Origin of the sequence: Pusillimonas sp. T2, assembly GCF_002236805.1 — a bacterium.
Lineage (GTDB): Bacteria > Pseudomonadota > Gammaproteobacteria > Burkholderiales > Burkholderiaceae_B > Neopusillimonas.
This window is the reverse complement of sequence record NZ_NIQA01000005.1, coordinates 145,809-162,568: the sequence shown is the minus strand read 5'-3', so window position 1 is coordinate 162,568 and position 16,760 is coordinate 145,809. Positions and strand designations below refer to the sequence as shown.

The window sequence follows — 16,760 nt, the reverse complement described above, 5'->3', positions numbered from 1 at the left end:
AACCTGCCGAGACCGGTGCGGAGCAACGATTTTGCCCACCCCACCCGGCCAGCAGGTGATGATGAGCGCCGTTGAACAAAAGAAACGACCCTGAGCCTAGCGGGGAGTATCCCGTCGCAGCGCCCCTCAGGGTGGTGTCATTGTAGCGTAATTGCCAGCGTTATCTAGCCCTGACGACGCGGATAACCCTGGCTTTTGATGCGCGCCCAGACAACGCGCTTTTCGTCTTCAGACAAAAAAACCCAGTTGGCCACTTCCATGGCCGTTCGTCCGCAGCCGCGACAAATGTCGTCGTACAAGGTAGAGCATACGGCGACACACGGCGAGTCGGTGGGTGACAAGCTGTGACTGTCGTCGTGGTCGCGGCTGGACGAAGACATTACAGACCTTTTCTGAGCAGGTCGGCTTTGTCGGTGGCTTCCCAGGTGAACTCGGGCTCGGCACGGCCAAAGTGACCATAAGCTGCGGTTTTACCGTAGATGGGACGCAACAGATTCAGCATATTGATGATGCCGCGTGGCCGCAGGTCGAAGTGTTCACGAACCAACAACGCAATTTTGTCGTCGCCGACAACACCTGTACCGTTAGTGTTGACGGTAATGTTGATGGGTTCGGCCACACCAATGGCGTAGCTGATTTGTACCTGGCACTGACGCGCCAGGCCGGCGGCAACAATGTTCTTGGCGACGTAGCGCGCTGCATATGCGGCAGAGCGGTCGACTTTTGAAGGGTCTTTACCCGAGAACGCACCACCGCCGTGGGGGCATGCGCCACCGTAGGTATCGACGATGATTTTGCGACCGGTCAGACCGCAGTCGCCCTGTGGCCCGCCAATAACAAAAATACCGGTGGGGTTGATCATGAAGCGGGTTTTGTCAGTAAGCAGACCTTCGGGGAAGCAAGGCTTGATGATCTGCTCGATAACGGCTTCACGGATATCGGCCTGTGATATTTCGGGGTGATGCTGGGTAGACAGCACGACGGTGTCGACCTCGACGGGCTTGCCGTTAACGTAGCGGAAGGTGACTTGCGATTTGGCGTCGGGGCGCAGCCAGGGCAAACGGCCGTCTTTGCGCAACTCGCTTTGGCGTTGCACCAGGCGGTGTGCGTACCAAATAGGGGCTGGCATCAGGTCGGGGGTTTCGTCGCAAGCATACCCAAACATCAGGCCCTGGTCACCGGCACCCTGGTCCATATTGGCCTCGGGGTTACGGTCAACGCCTTTGGCAATGTCGGGCGACTGCTTGTCGTAGGCAACCAGTACGGCACAACCTTTGTAGTCGATACCATAGTCGGTGTTGTCGTAGCCGATGCGCTTGATAGTGTCGCGAGCGACCTGGATGTAATCAACGTTGGCGGTTGTGGTGATTTCGCCGGCCAGAACAACCAAACCGGTATTGCACAGGGTTTCTGCGGCAACACGCGCGTAGGGGTCTTGTTCGAAAATGGCGTCGAGAATCGCGTCGGAAATCTGGTCGGCGACCTTGTCGGGGTGACCTTCGGAAACTGATTCTGAAGTAAAGAGGTAATCGTTGCTTGACACAGTGGACATCCTTCTAGGTTGGCCGTTTTTACGGCACAGAGGTTGAACGGGTTGCGTTGCACCTCGGATGCCGGGCTGTGAAGCTGCGATCAGGGCGCGACGCTTTAGCGGATTATTTAATTCAGGACAAAGGCTTGCGCCGCCGCCCTGGTATCGCCCCGCAAGTTGTCGGTTAACTCAGCGATACTTTTCATTTTAAGCGAAAATAGCTCTTTGTTTCATTTGCCGGTCTGAGACTACCGCCACACACTGCTCATGCTGCTCTTCCTGTTCCGTTTGCTGGCCTCGGTTCCGCTACCTGTGTTGCACGCCATCGGTCGGGTTGCGGGTCGCATAGTGTATGCCCTACCGGGCAAGTATCGCGACCGCCTTCAAGCCAACGCAAGCCAAGCGGGCTACAACAGCCCTGCCTTTGCACGAGCCGCGGCAGCGCAAGCCGGCGCCATGATCATGGAACTGCCCAAGGTATGGCTGCGTAACACCGAAAGCCTGTCGAAAGTCGTGACCGACGACGATGAAGTGGTTAAAAGCGCCCTTGCAGAAGGGCGCGGGATTCTTTATCTCACGCCTCATTTGGGGTGCTTCGAAATCACCGCGCGCTATCTTACCCAGCATGGGCCCATCACCGTCATGTACAGGCCGCCGCGCAAGCCGGTGTTAGCGCCGGTCATGGATGCTGCGCGCAACACATCGGGCCTTAAAGCCGTGCCTGCAAATATGCAAGGCGTGCGCGAATTCGTCCGGGCACTGAAGCGCGGCGAAGCGGTAGGCATGCTGCCAGACCAGGTCCCTACCCAAGGCGATGGCGTGTGGGCGCCCTTTTTTGGCCGGCAGGCATACACCATGACTCTGGCCGGCAAGCTAGCGGCGCAAACAGGCGTCGCGGTCATTTTGACCGCGGGCGAGAGACTACCTCACGGCCAAGGCTGGCGTATTCATTACGTACGACTGCCCGATCCGCTACCGGCCAACCCGGCCGATCAGGCCCTGCTCATCAACGAAGCCATGGAAGCGCTGATACGTCGGTTTCCCACGCAGTACCTCTGGAGTTACAAAAGATATAAAGTCCCCGAGGGCGCACCACCGCCGCCGTCAACCGGGCTTTAACCCCTCTCGTACCTTATGAAAATCAATAAAGCGCGTCCACTGCGCGCCATGTTCACCTATTTTGGGCAGTGCCCGACGGCAACCCGCCTGCGCTGGGCGCGCGTGCTGGGTTGGCTGGCACCCCGGTTCATGAAGTCGCGCGCCCACATCGTGCGCACCAATCTACGCCTGTGCTTTCCCGAATGGCCTGACGACGAACGCGAAGCCGTTTTAAAGCGGCACTTCCGCCTGCTGGCCTTGTCCATCATCGACCGCGGTCTGATCTGGTTTGGTAACCCCGATCGCGTACGACACACCGTTCAGCTGTCGGGTTACGAGCACCTTGAGCAACATGTCCAAGCCGGCGAAAAAGTCATTATTCTGGCACCGCACTTTGTCGGTCTGGATGCCGCAGGAACCCGCGTCACGATGGACTCGCCCAAAACAGCTACGTTTTATACGCCGTCCAGCGATACCGACATCGACGATCTAATGCGAGAAGGCCGATCGCGGTTCAACGAATCGTTTCTGATCAGTCGGCACGACGGTGTACGCGGGCTGATCCGCCTGTTGCGCCAAGGCATCCCCGTGTACTACCTTCCCGATATGGACTTCGGCATTGAAGGTGCGGCATTTGTGCCTTTTTTTGGTGTGCAGGCCGCCACGCTGCTCAGTACGGCTCAAATTGCGCGCGTCTGGAACGCTAAGGTGCTGCCTATCGTCAGCCGTCTTGACGAAAATACTGGCATCTATCATGTCGAGCTGATGCCGCCGATCCCCGACTTCCCCGGCAACGACGGCCCCGAAGCCGACACCGCACGTATCAACACCCTGCTTGAGGGCTGGATCCGCAAAGACCCCGCCCAGTACTATTGGGTTCACCGCCGGTTTAAAACACGACCACCCGGCGAGCCCAAACCTTATTAGGCGTATTCGTCATGATCTGGAATTTCACCAAAATGCATGGCGCCGGTAACGACTTTGTCGTTCTCGACGGCGTCAGCCAGTCTATCGAAATGACCCCAGAGCGCGCCCGCGCCCTGGCCGACCGTCATTTCGGCATCGGGGCAGACCAGCTGTTGCTGGTCGAGAACCCGAGCCACCCCGAGGCCGATTTCAAATACCGGGTCTTTAATGCAGACGGCAGTGAAGTCGAGCATTGCGGCAATGGCGCTCGCTGCTTTGTACGTTTTGTTCACGAACAAGGCCTGTCGCGCCGGAACCCGTTGCGCGCAGAAATATGCACCGGGCTCATCACCCTGAATGAATCGGAAACTGGGGAAGTCACCGTCGACATGGGGCAAACTCGCTTTCAGCCTGCAGATGTCCACTTCATGACGCGTGGGCTGGTCAATGCCCCGCTGCACCACGACACCCTTTGGACACTGCCGCTGCCCGACGGCGACAGCGTCGATATTTCACTGGTCGCCATTTCCAACCCGCATGCGGTTCAAGTAGTCGACAATGTCGATACCGCGCCAGTCGCCACGGTGGGCCCCATCATCGAATCGCACCCACGGTTTACCCAGCGTATCAACGCCGGATTCATGCAAATCGTCGACCGGCACACCATCAAACTGCGCGTCTACGAACGCGGGGCCGGCGAAACACTGGCCTGTGGCACAGGCGCCTGCGCCGCTGCGGTTGCCGGCATTCGTCGCGGGCTGCTCGACAGCCCCGTGGCTGTACACACCCGGGGCGGGCTGCTAACCATTGCCTGGGACGGCGATCGCTTGCAAATGACAGGGCCCGCCACCACCGTATTTACGGGCCAGGTCGACATTGATAAGCTTACGCAAAATTATTTACAAAAGGATGCTGCCACGCCATGACAACAACCCACCTGAGCGCCGACGAGGTCGCCCTGTTTTTGCGCGAAAACCCCGGTTTTTTTCATGAGCACGCAGACGTTTTTGCTGACCTGCGGGTACCTCACCCTCACGAAACACGCGCCATCTCGCTGGGTGAACGCCAAATTCTCACGCTTCGGGCCAAAGCCAAAGACCTCGAATGGAAACTATCGGGGCTCATCAATAACGCGTCAGGGAATGAAAAAATCAGTCGTACCCTGACCGCATGGTGCGCGCGCATGCTGGCCGAGCCTGATGCCGAAAAAATACCGGCTCACATCATTGACAGCCTAGCCAATCTGTTCGAACTGCCCGACACCACACTACGGCTTTTGGAAAGCAGCCCCCGCGTGGCCGAGCGCTTTACGCAAGACGTATCAGATGACATCAGGCTATGGGCGCAGGCCCTTCCCAACCCTTACTGCGGGCCGACCGAAGGTCATGCCGTGTCAGCCTGGCTGAGTGACAATGCACAATCAATGGCGGTTGTCCCCTTACGCGCCCCCGCGTCAGGCAAACTGCTGGGGCTGCTGGTTATCGGGTCCGCCGAAGCCGATCGTTTCGAACCCGACATGGGCACAGCCTTCCTGGAAATTATCGGCGAGCTATCGGCCTCTGCCCTGACTCGCCTGCTTGACCCGCACGAATGAACTCGGTCGAACCGGTTAACCGTTGGCTGCAGTACCTGACGTCTGAAAGGCGTTACTCGGCCCACACCATCAGCGGTTACCGGCAAGACCTGTTGTTACTACAAAATCTATACCCCGACACGCCGCTCAATCAGCTTTCGAACGGCGAACTGCGGCAGGCGGTTGCGCGGCTGCACAGCGAAGGGCATAAGCCTCGCAGTCTGGCCCGGGCTCTGGCGGCCTGGCGGGGGTTCTACCAATGGTGGGCTCCGCAAATTGGTCTGGCCCATAATCCGGCCGCAGACATCCGCGCGCCCAAAATCCCGCGTTCGTTGCCCAAGGCGCTTTCTGTCGAACAAACACAGGTGTTGCTCGATAGACCCAACCTGCCGGCACCGCATACACCCATCGAATGCCGCGACCAAGCCATGTTTGAGGTCCTGTATTCAGCAGGTTTGCGTTTGTCGGAACTGACCAGTCTGGACACGCACTATGTACACTCGGCGCAGTACACGTCGGGCAGTTGGTTACAGCTTGACGACGCCGAGGTCGTGGTAACTGGTAAAGGCGGCAAAACACGGCATGCGCCATTGGGCCGGCAGGCCATCGCAGCCCTTGAACGCTGGCTGGCCTTGCGCGCAGACATGATCAAACCCCAAACCGGACTAACGCCGGGCGATAACGCTGCCTTATTTTTGGGTGAACGCGGGAAAAGGATTTCGGGTCGTGTGGTGCAGCTTCAACTGAACAAACTGGCTCAGCAAACCGGGCTGCCCATTAATGTGCACCCGCACAGCTTAAGGCACAGCTTTGCCAGCCATTTATTGCAATCGGCGCAAGATTTACGCGCCGTGCAAGAACTGCTGGGGCACGCCAATATTGCCACCACACAAATTTATACGCGCCTGGACTTCCAGCATCTGGCCAAGGTGTACGACCAGGCTCACCCACGAGCAAACCGCCGGCGCGATACCGCAACCCACACGCCGGCGACCGACACTACGGCTTCAGCGAAAAAATCAACTGACCCGCGTTCCACTTGAACATTCCCAAATACGTTCCGGCGGGGCGATCCGTTACGTCCAGAGTATCTGCGTAAAGCGTTCCGCCCACTTTGGCCCCGGTTTCGCGCGCAATCTGGTTGATCACACGCGACGACAGCGCTTTTTCGGTAAACAGTGCCGCACTTTTGGTTTTCTTGATTTCGCGAATCAAACGCGCAATATCGCGTGCAGAAGGTTCGGCGTCCGACGCCAGACCGGCAACGGGGACAAAAGTAATGTCATATGCCTGCCCGAAGTAACCAAAGGCATCGTGCGGCGTAACGACCTTGCGCCGCTCTGCAGGTATCGCCGCCAGCGACTGCCGGATTTCGTTATGAAGCTTTTCCATTTCGGTCACATAAATATCGGCACGCGCCTGATAACCCGCCCGATTAACCGGATCGACCCGCGACAGGCCGTTGGCGATGTTGCGAGCGTACTTTACGCCGTTTCGGAGGTCTTGCCAGGCATGTGGATCGACAGAAGCAGCGCCATCGGCCTTGTCGTCGTGCCCGTGTGAGTGCCCATGGTCGTGGTCATGGTCATGGTCCAGTTGACGCGGGGTGACGCCTGTCGATGCAACAATTTCATGCCCCTTGAACCCAGACGCCCGCATGAGCCGAGGCATCCAGGCCTCAAAACCTAAACCGTTCATGACCACCACATTGGCATCGGCCAGCACCCGACTATCGGATGCCGTAGGCTCGTGCGAATGCGCATCGACATTAGGGCCAATGAGCGTCGTGACCTGGACGTTCTCACCACCGATCACCTTGACCATATCACCCAGGATAGAAAAGCTGGCAACCACCTTCAACGGCTCGGCCGCTACCGACAACGGCGCTCCCAGCACCGCAAATGTGCTCAAGCCTATCGCGCAAAACCGTCGCAACCGCGCAAACCCTGCTTGCATCAACACCGCGCCACCATTTGAAAACATAACCATCCTCATCACTTAACCTAACTGGGAATCGACGCCATATGCCGACGACGCGCCCGTGCCTGACGGGCGGCCTGCAATAGCCCCCCTTGCGGCCCGGCGCACAGCGACACAAAGTAAAACAGGCCCGCCGAAAGAATAATGGCCGCAGACGCAGGCACATTGACGTAATACGAAACAAGCAAGCCAACATACGCGGACGCAGCGCCCACGCACCCGGAAAAAATCATTTGCGCGCCGACCGACCTGACCCAGAAACGGGACGCAGCCGCCGGCAGCATCATGATGCCTACGACCATTAACGTGCCCAATACCTGAAACCCCGACACCAGCGTCAGTACAAGCAGAAACAAAAACACCAGATAACTGATCGAGCCATGTCCGCGCTCAGCACGCAAAAAGCCGGGATCCATACATTCGGCGACTAAAGCCCGAAAAATCAAAGCCAACACGATCAGTGTCACGCTGGCCGTTGCAGTGACCAGGAGCAGAGCATTGTCATCCAGCCCAAGCACGCTGCCAAACAGGACATGAATCAAGTCCATGTTCGAGCCTCGCAATGAGACCAGCAACACACCCAAACCCAGCGACACCAGGTGAAACGCAGCAAAGCTGGCATCTTCACGCTGCGGCGTTAACCTGGACACCAATCCGGCCAACCCCGCCACTACCAAACCCGTCACCACGCCCCCTAATGCCATCGCCCACAACGACAAGCCAGCGACCATGAAGCCTACCGCAACGCCGGGCAGAATCGCGTGCGCCATCGCGTCGGCCATGAGACTGACACGTCGCAAAATAAGAAACACACCCAGCGGGCCGGCGGCAAAGGCCAGCGAAAACGACCCCGCCAGCGCACGTCGCATAAAAGCAAACTCGATAAAGGGCGAGACCAAAACCTCGAACAACCCGTTCACAGGTAGTCTCCCGCACACAAATGACGCGCCATATGCAGGTTCTCGGGCGTCAGCACCTGATTTGTGTCGCCCCAACCCACTACCTGCCCAGCCAGCAACAAACTCTTCGGAAACAATGATCGCACCATATCGAGATCGTGCAATACGGCGATTACCGTACGCCCCTCGATGTTCCATTGGTGCAGCAGCGCCAGCAGGTCTTCGGTCGTGTGGGCGTCGACGGCAGCAAACGGCTCGTCGAGAATCAGTACCTGGGCGTCGTGCAACATAAGACGAGCGAACAACGCCCGCTGCAACTGCCCGCCCGACAGCGTCCCAATAATGCGACGGCCAAAATCGGCCAGCCCAACGGTTTCAAGCGCGTGCTGCACACGCTCGTGCTCGGCCAACGATACCCGGCGCCACCACCCCACCCTGCGCCACGCACCCATCGCCACAAGGTCGTAAACAGAGATGGGAAACGTTTTGTCGAGATCGCCAACCTGCGGCAAGCAGGCCACCTTGCCGTCAACGTTGGCGGCCAGCCGGATCGTACCGCGCACCGGGCTCAATACCCCCGAGATGCCTTTGACCAGCGTGGATTTTCCGGCGCCGTTCGGCCCCACCAAAGCGGTCAACGACCCTCGCTCGAATGCGCCCGTAACGTCGCGCACGGCAATACGATCTCGCCAACCCAGGGAAACGTGGTCCAGTTCAATAACAGGCGAGGTCACGGCGCTACCACCACTGCATGGCCCAACCGGTCAGTGCCCAAAGCGCAAGCACAACCAGGGCAACGCGCCACAGGCGGTCTAGGCCAGACAACAAAATTGCCGAGCCGCGATAAACGCCATGTTTGCGCACAGCGCGCGAGAAAACAGACATAATGAGGGACAGGAAGAACCACTTGGCCAGAAGGGTTATGTTATAACATACTGCGGCCAACTCATACTATGCCACGCAAAGCCACTACACCTGCCGCGCAAATTTCCGCGCAACTCGACACCGCCGAAACCCTCTGCAACCAGCGAGGGCGGCGCCTGACGCCCATTCGTCGCAAAGTGCTAGAAATCCTGTTGCGCCGTCAGCGCAGCGTAAAGGCTTACGAGCTGCTCGAAGAAATCCGAGAAGTACAACCTGGCGCGGCGCCCCCCACGGTTTATCGAGCGCTCGACTTTCTTATTGCAGAAGGCCTGATCCACCGGCTTGATGCCGTTAACGCGTGGGCTGCTTGCATGGATGCCGCAGGCGACCCTCATGACATTTTGGTCATTTGCACCGAATGCGGTGCCGTCGCCGAATTCAGCGATCCGGTACTGCATCGCCAGCTTGCCCAAAAAGTGGCAGGCGCCGGGTTCGTACTCGACCACCACGAAACTGAGTTAAGGGCGCTGTGCAACCCGTGCCACCAAAAAACACATGCGCATCCAGCCGCTGAAAAAGCGGCCCACAAACACGCCCATCAGTAGTTACCCGAAGCATCGTTTTTTCTTTTAAATACAACGACTAACACAAAAGTTTGCTCTTCCGCTCGTGCTGTGATGTAATCGCACGTTGATTATTTTTCCGCGCGGTACAGAATAAAGTCGTAGTCGCTTCGCAAGCGCTTTGCAAATATTCAGGCCGCGCCTTGTGAGCTTTACAGATGAATACCGCAGTAAAAATCGACAAAATGGTGCCCGTCACCATTCTTACCGGGTTTCTGGGTGCCGGCAAAACCACTTTGCTCAAGCGTGTGCTGTCCGAAAACCACGGCCAGCGAATTGCCGTCATCGAGAACGAATTTGGGCCCGAAAGCATCGATAACGAGCTGCTGGTCCAGGAAAGCGACGAACAGATCATCGAACTCAGCAATGGCTGTGTATGCTGCACGGTGCGTGGCGACCTGCAACGCACCCTGAACGAGCTGCGCACCAAACGCGAAGCCGGCGACATTAAATTCGACCGCATCGTGCTCGAAACAACAGGCATGGCCAACCCTGGCCCGGTATGCCAAACGTTCTTCATGGACGACGACATCGCCGACTACTACCGTCTTGACGCCGTAATTACGGTTGTCGACGCCAAACATGGCATGGACACGCTCGACCAGCAAGAAGAGGCGCAAAAGCAGGTAGGGTTTGCCGACCGCATCCTGGTCTCGAAAAAAGACCTGGTCACCGAAGACGAATATCAGACGCTGCGCGCGCGCATTGTCCGCATCAACCCACGCGCACCAATCAAGCCGGTACACTTCGGCGAAGCCGACATCCGCGAAGTCCTCGATATCAGCGGGTTCAACCTGAACACGATTCTGGATATCGACCCCGACTTCCTGGCGGCCGATCACCCCGACGCAGCACACGACCACGACCACGACCATGGCCACGACCATGCGTGCGACGAGCACTGCCATCACGACCACGATCATGACCATGGTCATGGCCACCACCACGGGCACCATCACGCACATCACAACGACGACATCGGCGCCTTCGTCTACCGCTCGAACAAAGCCTTCGACCCCGAACGCCTTGAAGAATTCCTGGGCGGTATTGTGCAAGTCTACGGGCCCGACCTCCTGCGCTACAAAGGTATTCTTTTCATCAAAGGCATCAATCGACGCATGCTGTTCCAGGGCGTGCACATGATGATGGGTGCCGAACCTGGCAAAGCCTGGCTCGCCAACGAAAAGCCCAATACCAAAATGGTATTCATCGGGCGCAAGCTCCCTGAGGATATTTTCCGTCAGGGTCTCGATAACTGTCTTGCCTGACCGTCAGTTTCGACGTTTCATTTTTAGGGGTACACCATGGCCACGAAGTCAGCCACCACCAAAGAAGAAGCTCAAACCAAGTTGCTCACCGAAAAAGAGCTCTTGGCCATGCCCGAGTCTGACTACATGAACGAGGCTCAACTGGCCTTCTTCAAGCATCGGCTAAAGCAGCTCGAGCAAGAAATTCTTACCAACGCCGACATCACCACCGAACACCTGCGCGAAACGCAGTTTGTACCCGACCCTGCCGATCGCGCGACTATCGAAGAAGAGCATGCCCTCGAACTGCGCACGCGTGACCGCGAGCGCAAATTGCTCAAGAAAGTTCAACAGTCACTGACGCTGATTGAAAACGGTACCTACGGCTGGTGCGAAGAAACCGGCGAGCCCATCGGCATTCCCCGCTTGTTGGCCCGCCCCACCGCTACCTTGTCGCTCGAAGCTCAAGAGCGCCGTGAAATGCGTCAAAAGCTCTACGGCGACTGATTCACGCGCCACGCCGACAACCTCGCTTTTTTACAGTTAGCGCAAACAGTATCAAAGCCGGGCCGGCACACTTCTGTATCATTAGCCATCGCAGCCGCGATGGCTTTTTTTTGCCTATCGCAGTGGTGGCCACAGCGCGCCAGGGGCCACGTCAATACAGAAACGCCTCGTAACCTGTAGCCGCTTGAACTCTGGCCCCCTGCCCCCATTTAATCGAATCAAGGGGAAAATCCATGGAACAATTTCACGCTACAACCATTATTTGCGTTCGTCGGGGCAACCAAGTTGCCATCGGCGGCGACGGCCAGGTTACCCTGGGCAACATCGTTTTCAAGGGCACGGCACGCAAAATCAGACGTCTGTATCACGACCGCGTACTGGCAGGCTTTGCGGGCGCGACCGCCGATGCTTTCACTCTGCAAGAGCGCTTTGAGGGCAAACTTGAAAAGCACCAAGGTAACCTGATGCGCGCTGCCGTCGAACTCACCCGCGACTGGCGTACCGACCGAGTCTTGCGTCGCCTTGAGGCCATGCTGATTGTGGCCGATGCCGACCATTCGTTGATACTAAGCGGCAACGGCGACGTGCTTGAACCCGAATACGGTTTGGCCGCCATCGGCTCAGGCGGCGCTTATGCCCAATCTGCGGCGCTGGCCTTGCTCAAGAATACCGACCTGCCTCCTGCAGACATCGTCAAGAAATCACTCGAGATCGCGGGCGATTTGTGTATTTACACAAACCAGAACCACGTCATCGAAACGCTTTAAGAGAAACATTATGTCCGCCCTCAACATGACCCCCGGCGAAATCGTCTCTGAGCTCGACAAACACATTGTTGGCCAGAACAAGGCCAAAAGATCCGTCGCCGTTGCGCTGCGCAACCGCTGGCGACGCCAGCAAGTGCCTCAGCCCTTGCGCACCGAAATCGTCCCTAAGAACATTTTGATGATCGGGCCGACCGGCGTCGGCAAAACCGAAATTGCCCGCCGCCTGGCCAAACTAGCCAATGCGCCCTTCATCAAGGTCGAAGCCACCAAATTCACAGAGGTGGGTTATGTCGGCCGTGACGTTGACACCATTATTCGCGACTTGATCGAAGTCTCGATCAAACAAACCCGCGAACAGGAAATGCGTCGGGTGCGCACACAGGCCGAAGACGCCGCCGAAGACCGCATTCTTGATGTGCTGATTTCGCCACCGCGCAACGCGCAGGGTGAGCCCGTTCGCGAAGAAAACTCGGCCCGGCAAACCTTCCGCAAGCGCCTGCGCGAAGGCCAGATCGACGATCTGGAAATCGAAATTGAAGTGCAGCAAGCCATGCCACAGATGGAAATCATGGCGCCGCCCGGCATGGAAGAAATGACCGAGCAGCTTAAAGGTATGTTTGCAGGGTTAGGACGCGAAAAAAAGAAAACCCGCAAAATGACGGTAAAAGAAGCATTCAAGCTTATTACCGAAGAAGAAGCCGCCAAGCGCATCAATGAAGAAGAGCTACGCACCACAGCGGTAACCAATGCCGAACAAAACGGTATTGTCTTTCTGGATGAAATCGACAAAATCACGACACGCCAGGAACAATCGGCTGGCGATGTCTCACGTCAGGGTGTCCAACGCGACCTGCTACCTCTGGTAGAGGGCACGTCGGTTAACACCAAGTACGGCGTTGTGCGTACCGATCACATTCTATTCATCGCTTCCGGCGCCTTCCATCTGTCGCGCCCGTCTGACCTCATCCCCGAACTCCAGGGCCGTTTCCCTATTCGGGTAGAGCTTGACTCGCTGACCGCGCAAGACTTCGTACGCATTTTGTGCGACACCGATGCATCGCTCACCAAACAGTACACGGCACTGCTGGCTACTGAAGAAGTCGCCCTTGAGTTCACCGACGAAGGCGTACAACGCCTGGCCGAACTGGCGTTTGACGTAAACGAGCGCACCGAAAACATTGGTGCGCGCCGGCTATATACCGTCATGGAAAAACTGCTGGAAGACTTGTCGTTTGATGCGCCGGCCAATAGCGGAAAAACGGTAACTATAGACGCCGCCTTCGTAAACGAAAAACTGCAAGAGACCGCGAGTAAAGAAGACTTGGCGCGCTACGTGCTGTAGTAGCTTAGCTGGGTGCAATCATGCAGCCCTGTATGAACAAACCTGCCCAGCGCAAACAGTACAAAAGGCCCAAGAAACGGAAGCTCCGATTCTTGGGCCTTTTTTAAAAGAGTAAAACGGTAATACTGACCGCCGCTTACTTAACGTTGATCAGTTTCCAGCCACCGTTATTAACCTGAACCAGTGCAGCAGCACGCTCGTCGACGCCGGTGTGATCTTTAGGCGTCATTTTGTAAACGCCGTGCACGCCGACAACTTCCTTGCCAGACTCGAGTGCGTCGCGAATAGCAGCGCGGAACTCTTGTGTACCCGGCTTGGCTTTCTTGGCCGCTTCACGAACAGCCTGATCGCCAATCAGGTAGGCATCCCACGAATACGCCGCAAATGCACTGACGCTACCCTTGCCGTATTTGTCTTCGTAACGTTGACGGAAATCGAGCGCAACCTTTTTGATTGGGTTGCTGTCGTCAAGCTGCTCGGCGATGATGACCGGACCAGTAGTGGCATAGCCACCCTCGACGGCTTTGCCCCCCACACGCAGGAAGTCTTTATTGATGACCGCTGGGTTGTGATAAATAGGGCCCTTATAGCCGCGCTCGCGCAGGGCGGTATGGGGCAACGCAGCCGGCGTACCCGAACCGCCAATAAGCACGGCGTCGGGCTTGGCGGCAAGAATCTTCAAGATTTGGCCAGCGACGCTGGTGTCGTTACGAGCGTAGCGTTCTTCGGCAACGATTTGGATGTCGTTGCCCGGTACGTTCTTGAATCCGTTAATGACCAGATCGCCCCAAGAGTCGGTAAAGCCGATGAAGCCGACTTTTTTCACGCCGTTGGCCTGCATATGACGCACCACCGGCACCGACATAATGTTCATGGGCTGCGGAATGGAAAATGTCCATGGGCTGGTGTCGGGCTTGAGCGGCGTAGGCGTTAAGGCAATTTGAGGCACTTTGGCTTCGTTGGTGACCTCGGATACCGCAACGGCGGTAGGCACGTTGCCCGAGCCGAAAATCAGGTCGACCTTGTCTTCTTGGATGAGTTTGCGCGCCTGCTTGGTCGCCAGCGTTGTGTCGGTGGCGTCGTCCAGCATGATGTAACGGGCTTTCAAGCCACCCAGGGTATCGGGAACCATATTGAACGTACTTTTGTACGGAATGCCCAGCGAAGCGCCCGGGCCGGTTTCACCCACGATAAGGCCCACGGTAATTTCGTTGGCCATGACTGCCGACGCGGGCACCATGGCGGCCAATGCGAACGCGATAAAAGTCTTTTTCATTGCTTGTCTCCTGCAGTTTATGTAAGTCGTTAAAAGGTTTACTGCTGTTTTAATAGGTGTACTGCTTGTCTTGCAGCTTTTTAAATGTTGGGCCTAAAAGCCAAGTTGTCTTGAAACGATGAGCCGCATGATGTCTCCGGTACCCCCGCCAATCATGGGAAAGTACGAATCGCGCAAAAAACGCTGGGCCGGATACTCATTCATCAAACCATAGCCACCATATACCGACATGGCCATTTCGCACACTTCGTGACAACCCTCGGCAGCTACAATTTTTGCAATCGCAGCTTCGGTAGTTATAGAGGCGTTCTGGTCGGCCAAGGCAGCTGCGTGGTAGGTATACAAGCGGGCTTGCTCAAGTTTGGCCAGCATATCGACCAGCCTGAACTGAACTGCCTGAAATTTACCTATGGGTTGCCCGAACTGCTCGCGCTCTTTGGCATATTGCAGTGCGGCGTTATAGGCTGCCTGCCCGCCGCCCAGCGCCAGGGCCGCGGTAAAGATCCGGTCGACCGTCAGCGATTTGTACGCATTTAAAAAGCTGCTGCCCGAACCGTTATTCAAATAATGGTCGTCGGGAACAAAGACGTTCTCGAAAACCAACTCGCCCGTGTCGGAACTTCGTACCGAAAACTTGTCGAGCTTGCGCCCCACCGAAAACCCAGGGCTGGTGGTGTCAACCAGAAACAGATCGAGACCTTTGAGCCCCTTTGTCGGGTCAGTAGTAGCTACCACCGTAATGAAATCAGCCACAGTACCGTTGCTGGTAAACATTTTGGTGCCGTTCAGTATGTAACCGCCATCGACCCGAGTGGCGCGTGTCCGCAGCGAAGCCGCGTCAGACCCCGAGTTAGGTTCGGTAATGGCAAACGCGGCCACCTTGTCACCCTGCAATGCAGGCTTCAAATACTTGTCGTGCAGGCTTTCGTTACCCCACTGAAAAATGGTGTGTGTGGCCGTGGAGCCTTGCATGCAAACACCTGCCGCGAAGCTCATCGAGCCGCGCGCCAGCTCTTCGCACAGAATCGTGAAACAGGTATAGGGATACTTCAGCCCGCTGCCACCTACCGATTCGGGGTACATCACCCCGTAATATCCCAACTCGCCCAGCTCTTTGAACAAGGCATGAGAAAACTCAGCCTCGTGATCGATGGCCTCGGCCTGCGGCACCAGACGTTCGTCAACCCACCGGGCAATATATGATCGGAACTCGGCGGCTTCGGCCTCGAGTGCGTCGCGGCTGAAGTCGGCTCTTAACGCAGTAGTACCCATGATTTTGTCTCTCTGTTGGTATGTTTTGATACGGGTGGGGTGGCGGAGTCGCCCTAAGGCTGTGTGGCCCGTTGCACCTTGTTGGCCTTGCGCTCAAGAAAATCACGCAACCGCTGCTTGGCTTCGTCGTCGCCCTGCGCAATACCCACCATCAACATTTCGGTAAACAACCCGGTTTGCGGGTCTTGTTCGGAAATACGCGGAATGGACTGGATAATGGCAAAGTTGGCCAGCGGCGCATTCTTGGCAATACGTTTGGCCAGTTCTATCCCTTTCTTCAGACCCTCGCCAGGCTCAACCAGGTATTGCGACAGCCGCAAGATATGATGGGCCTCTTCGGCCTCGTAGACGCGCCCGGACAACATCATGTCGATAACAGTCGCAGCGCCAACCAGCCGGGGCAGGCGCACCGAACCACCCGAACCCAGAAAGATGCCGCGTGTACCTTCCGGTAACGCGTAATACGCATTTTTCTCGGCAACCCGAATATGCGTCGATGCCGCGAACTCGAGGCCGCCCCCGATTACCGCACCATGCAGCACCGAGATAACCGGCACCTTGCAAAACTGAACGGTGTCGTTGAGCCGCTGGCCAATAATAGAGGTATCAAAACTTTCGGCCACCGAGGTTTCTTTAAGTTCGTTTAGATCGAGGCCTGCGCAGAAGTCGTCGCCGGCCCCGTGCACCACCACGCCCTGAACCGATTGGGGAATACTGGAAAAGAACGTTTGCATGCCCAGCACCAGTTCGTCGCACAGGGCATTACGCTTATGGGCGCGATTCAGGGTCAGCACGGCAATGGTGCCGTCCAGGGTGACCGACAAGCATTCGGGTAATGGCATGGGCCACGTCATGGGTTCTCTCATTTTGTTCCT

The 16,760-nt window shown here is 57.0% G+C and carries 19 protein-coding genes and 1 riboswitch; of the genes, 10 read left to right on the top strand and 9 right to left on the bottom strand.

Going from position 1 to position 16,760, the window contains the following annotated elements; genetic code table 11:
- Positions 1-56: 56 nt before the first annotated feature.
- A riboswitch (S-adenosyl-L-homocysteine riboswitch) is annotated at positions 57-134 on the bottom strand.
- Between the two features lie 30 nt (positions 135-164).
- Positions 165-380, bottom strand: a complete 216-nt coding sequence (locus PuT2_RS10400; protein ID WP_093970983.1) for a DUF1289 domain-containing protein — start codon at positions 378-380, stop codon at positions 165-167.
- Positions 380-1,543, bottom strand: coding sequence for a methionine adenosyltransferase (gene metK / locus PuT2_RS10395; protein ID WP_093970982.1), 1,164 nt, complete (start codon positions 1,541-1,543; stop codon positions 380-382). The genes PuT2_RS10400 and metK overlap by 1 nt, the downstream gene beginning before the upstream one ends.
- A gap of 255 nt (positions 1,544-1,798) precedes the next feature.
- On the opposite strand from metK, the gene PuT2_RS10390 reads away from it, so the two are divergent.
- From PuT2_RS10390 to xerC, 5 genes are read left to right on the top strand one after another with little or no spacing between them, the layout of a single operon-like run.
- Positions 1,799-2,650, top strand: a complete 852-nt coding sequence (locus tag PuT2_RS10390) for a lysophospholipid acyltransferase family protein (protein ID WP_093970981.1) — start codon at positions 1,799-1,801, stop codon at positions 2,648-2,650.
- 15 nt (positions 2,651-2,665) lie between these two features.
- Positions 2,666-3,556 (top strand): lysophospholipid acyltransferase family protein, encoded by an 891-nt coding sequence (locus tag PuT2_RS10385; RefSeq protein WP_093970980.1) that lies wholly within the window; start codon positions 2,666-2,668, stop codon positions 3,554-3,556.
- Between the two features lie 11 nt (positions 3,557-3,567).
- Positions 3,568-4,461: a diaminopimelate epimerase gene (gene dapF, locus PuT2_RS10380; protein WP_093970979.1), complete on the top strand. Its 894-nt coding sequence runs from the start codon at positions 3,568-3,570 to the stop codon at positions 4,459-4,461.
- Positions 4,458-5,129, top strand: a complete 672-nt coding sequence (locus PuT2_RS10375; RefSeq protein WP_093970978.1) for a DUF484 family protein — start codon at positions 4,458-4,460, stop codon at positions 5,127-5,129. Before dapF ends, PuT2_RS10375 begins: the two co-directional genes overlap by 4 nt.
- Positions 5,126-6,151 carry a tyrosine recombinase XerC gene (gene xerC / locus PuT2_RS10370; protein WP_093970977.1) on the top strand — a complete coding sequence of 342 codons (1,026 nt, stop codon included), beginning with the start codon at positions 5,126-5,128 and terminating at the stop codon, positions 6,149-6,151. Before PuT2_RS10375 ends, xerC begins: the two co-directional genes overlap by 4 nt.
- On the opposite strand, the gene PuT2_RS10365 is transcribed toward xerC, so the two are convergent.
- The 4 genes from PuT2_RS10365 to PuT2_RS15835 are packed head-to-tail and all read right to left on the bottom strand — an operon-like array spanning position 6,108 to position 8,872.
- On the bottom strand, positions 6,108-7,064 hold the full coding sequence (locus tag PuT2_RS10365) for a metal ABC transporter solute-binding protein, Zn/Mn family (RefSeq protein ID WP_371596733.1): 957 nt from the start codon (positions 7,062-7,064) through the stop codon (positions 6,108-6,110). The two genes, xerC and PuT2_RS10365, sit on opposite strands and share 44 nt — an antisense overlap.
- Before the next feature lie 47 nt (positions 7,065-7,111).
- On the bottom strand, positions 7,112-7,957 hold the full coding sequence (locus PuT2_RS10360; RefSeq protein ID WP_093971019.1) for a metal ABC transporter permease: 846 nt from the start codon (positions 7,955-7,957) through the stop codon (positions 7,112-7,114).
- A gap of 47 nt (positions 7,958-8,004) precedes the next feature.
- Positions 8,005-8,721, bottom strand: a complete 717-nt coding sequence (locus tag PuT2_RS10355) for a metal ABC transporter ATP-binding protein (protein WP_093970975.1) — start codon at positions 8,719-8,721, stop codon at positions 8,005-8,007.
- Positions 8,722-8,725: 4 nt separating this feature from the next.
- Positions 8,726-8,872, bottom strand: a complete 147-nt coding sequence (locus PuT2_RS15835; RefSeq protein ID WP_158214034.1) for a hypothetical protein — start codon at positions 8,870-8,872, stop codon at positions 8,726-8,728.
- A gap of 68 nt (positions 8,873-8,940) precedes the next feature.
- Here PuT2_RS15835 and PuT2_RS10350 point away from each other — a divergent pair, with 68 nt between their 5' ends.
- From PuT2_RS10350 to hslU, 5 genes are all read left to right on the top strand, one after another.
- Entirely contained in the window at positions 8,941-9,456 is a 516-nt protein-coding gene (locus tag PuT2_RS10350; RefSeq protein WP_093970974.1) for a Fur family transcriptional regulator, read from the top strand.
- Between the two features lie 176 nt (positions 9,457-9,632).
- Positions 9,633-10,742 (top strand): GTP-binding protein, encoded by a 1,110-nt coding sequence (locus PuT2_RS10345; protein WP_093970973.1) that lies wholly within the window; start codon positions 9,633-9,635, stop codon positions 10,740-10,742.
- 36 nt (positions 10,743-10,778) lie between these two features.
- Entirely contained in the window at positions 10,779-11,228 is a 450-nt protein-coding gene (gene dksA, locus PuT2_RS10340; RefSeq protein ID WP_093970972.1) for an RNA polymerase-binding protein DksA, read from the top strand.
- Between the two features lie 233 nt (positions 11,229-11,461).
- A complete protein-coding gene (hslV, locus tag PuT2_RS10335; protein WP_093970971.1) occupies positions 11,462-11,995 on the top strand; it encodes an ATP-dependent protease subunit HslV in 534 nt (177 codons plus the stop codon).
- A gap of 10 nt (positions 11,996-12,005) precedes the next feature.
- Complete coding sequence (gene hslU, locus PuT2_RS10330) at positions 12,006-13,337, top strand: ATP-dependent protease ATPase subunit HslU (protein WP_093970970.1); 1,332 nt, start codon at positions 12,006-12,008, stop codon at positions 13,335-13,337.
- A 136-nt stretch (positions 13,338-13,473) separates the two neighbouring features.
- Here the strand turns inward: hslU and PuT2_RS10325 are convergent, their stop codons facing one another.
- From PuT2_RS10325 to PuT2_RS10315, 3 genes are all read right to left on the bottom strand, one after another.
- Entirely contained in the window at positions 13,474-14,613 is a 1,140-nt protein-coding gene (locus tag PuT2_RS10325; protein WP_093970969.1) for an ABC transporter substrate-binding protein, read from the bottom strand.
- 93 nt (positions 14,614-14,706) lie between these two features.
- The gene (locus tag PuT2_RS10320) at positions 14,707-15,885 is read right to left on the bottom strand and encodes an acyl-CoA dehydrogenase family protein (RefSeq protein WP_093970968.1); all 1,179 of its coding nucleotides are present in this window, start codon (positions 15,883-15,885) and stop codon (positions 14,707-14,709) included.
- 53 nt (positions 15,886-15,938) lie between these two features.
- Complete coding sequence (locus PuT2_RS10315) at positions 15,939-16,739, bottom strand: crotonase/enoyl-CoA hydratase family protein (protein WP_254046991.1); 801 nt, start codon at positions 16,737-16,739, stop codon at positions 15,939-15,941.
- Positions 16,740-16,760 lie beyond the last annotated feature (21 nt).

Coding starts and splice junctions, on each gene's coding strand:
- dksA (WP_093970972.1), top strand. CDS start 10,779: ATGGCCACGAAGTCAGCCACCACCAAAGAAGAAGCTCAAACCAAGTTG.
- hslV (WP_093970971.1), top strand. CDS start 11,462: ATGGAACAATTTCACGCTACAACCATTATTTGCGTTCGTCGGGGCAAC.
- PuT2_RS10390 (WP_093970981.1), top strand. CDS start 1,799: ATGCTGCTCTTCCTGTTCCGTTTGCTGGCCTCGGTTCCGCTACCTGTG.
- PuT2_RS10385 (WP_093970980.1), top strand. CDS start 2,666: ATGAAAATCAATAAAGCGCGTCCACTGCGCGCCATGTTCACCTATTTT.
- PuT2_RS10375 (WP_093970978.1), top strand. CDS start 4,458: ATGACAACAACCCACCTGAGCGCCGACGAGGTCGCCCTGTTTTTGCGC.
- PuT2_RS10325 (WP_093970969.1), bottom strand. CDS start 14,613: ATGAAAAAGACTTTTATCGCGTTCGCATTGGCCGCCATGGTGCCCGCG.
- dapF (WP_093970979.1), top strand. CDS start 3,568: ATGATCTGGAATTTCACCAAAATGCATGGCGCCGGTAACGACTTTGTC.
- PuT2_RS10315 (WP_254046991.1), bottom strand. CDS start 16,739: ATGACGTGGCCCATGCCATTACCCGAATGCTTGTCGGTCACCCTGGAC.
- PuT2_RS10400 (WP_093970983.1), bottom strand. CDS start 380: ATGTCTTCGTCCAGCCGCGACCACGACGACAGTCACAGCTTGTCACCC.
- hslU (WP_093970970.1), top strand. CDS start 12,006: ATGTCCGCCCTCAACATGACCCCCGGCGAAATCGTCTCTGAGCTCGAC.
- PuT2_RS10350 (WP_093970974.1), top strand. CDS start 8,941: ATGCCACGCAAAGCCACTACACCTGCCGCGCAAATTTCCGCGCAACTC.
- PuT2_RS10365 (WP_371596733.1), bottom strand. CDS start 7,064: ATGCAAGCAGGGTTTGCGCGGTTGCGACGGTTTTGCGCGATAGGCTTG.
- PuT2_RS10360 (WP_093971019.1), bottom strand. CDS start 7,957: ATGCGACGTGCGCTGGCGGGGTCGTTTTCGCTGGCCTTTGCCGCCGGC.
- PuT2_RS10345 (WP_093970973.1), top strand. CDS start 9,633: ATGAATACCGCAGTAAAAATCGACAAAATGGTGCCCGTCACCATTCTT.
- xerC (WP_093970977.1), top strand. CDS start 5,126: ATGAACTCGGTCGAACCGGTTAACCGTTGGCTGCAGTACCTGACGTCT.
- PuT2_RS15835 (WP_158214034.1), bottom strand. CDS start 8,872: ATGTCTGTTTTCTCGCGCGCTGTGCGCAAACATGGCGTTTATCGCGGC.
- PuT2_RS10320 (WP_093970968.1), bottom strand. CDS start 15,885: ATGGGTACTACTGCGTTAAGAGCCGACTTCAGCCGCGACGCACTCGAG.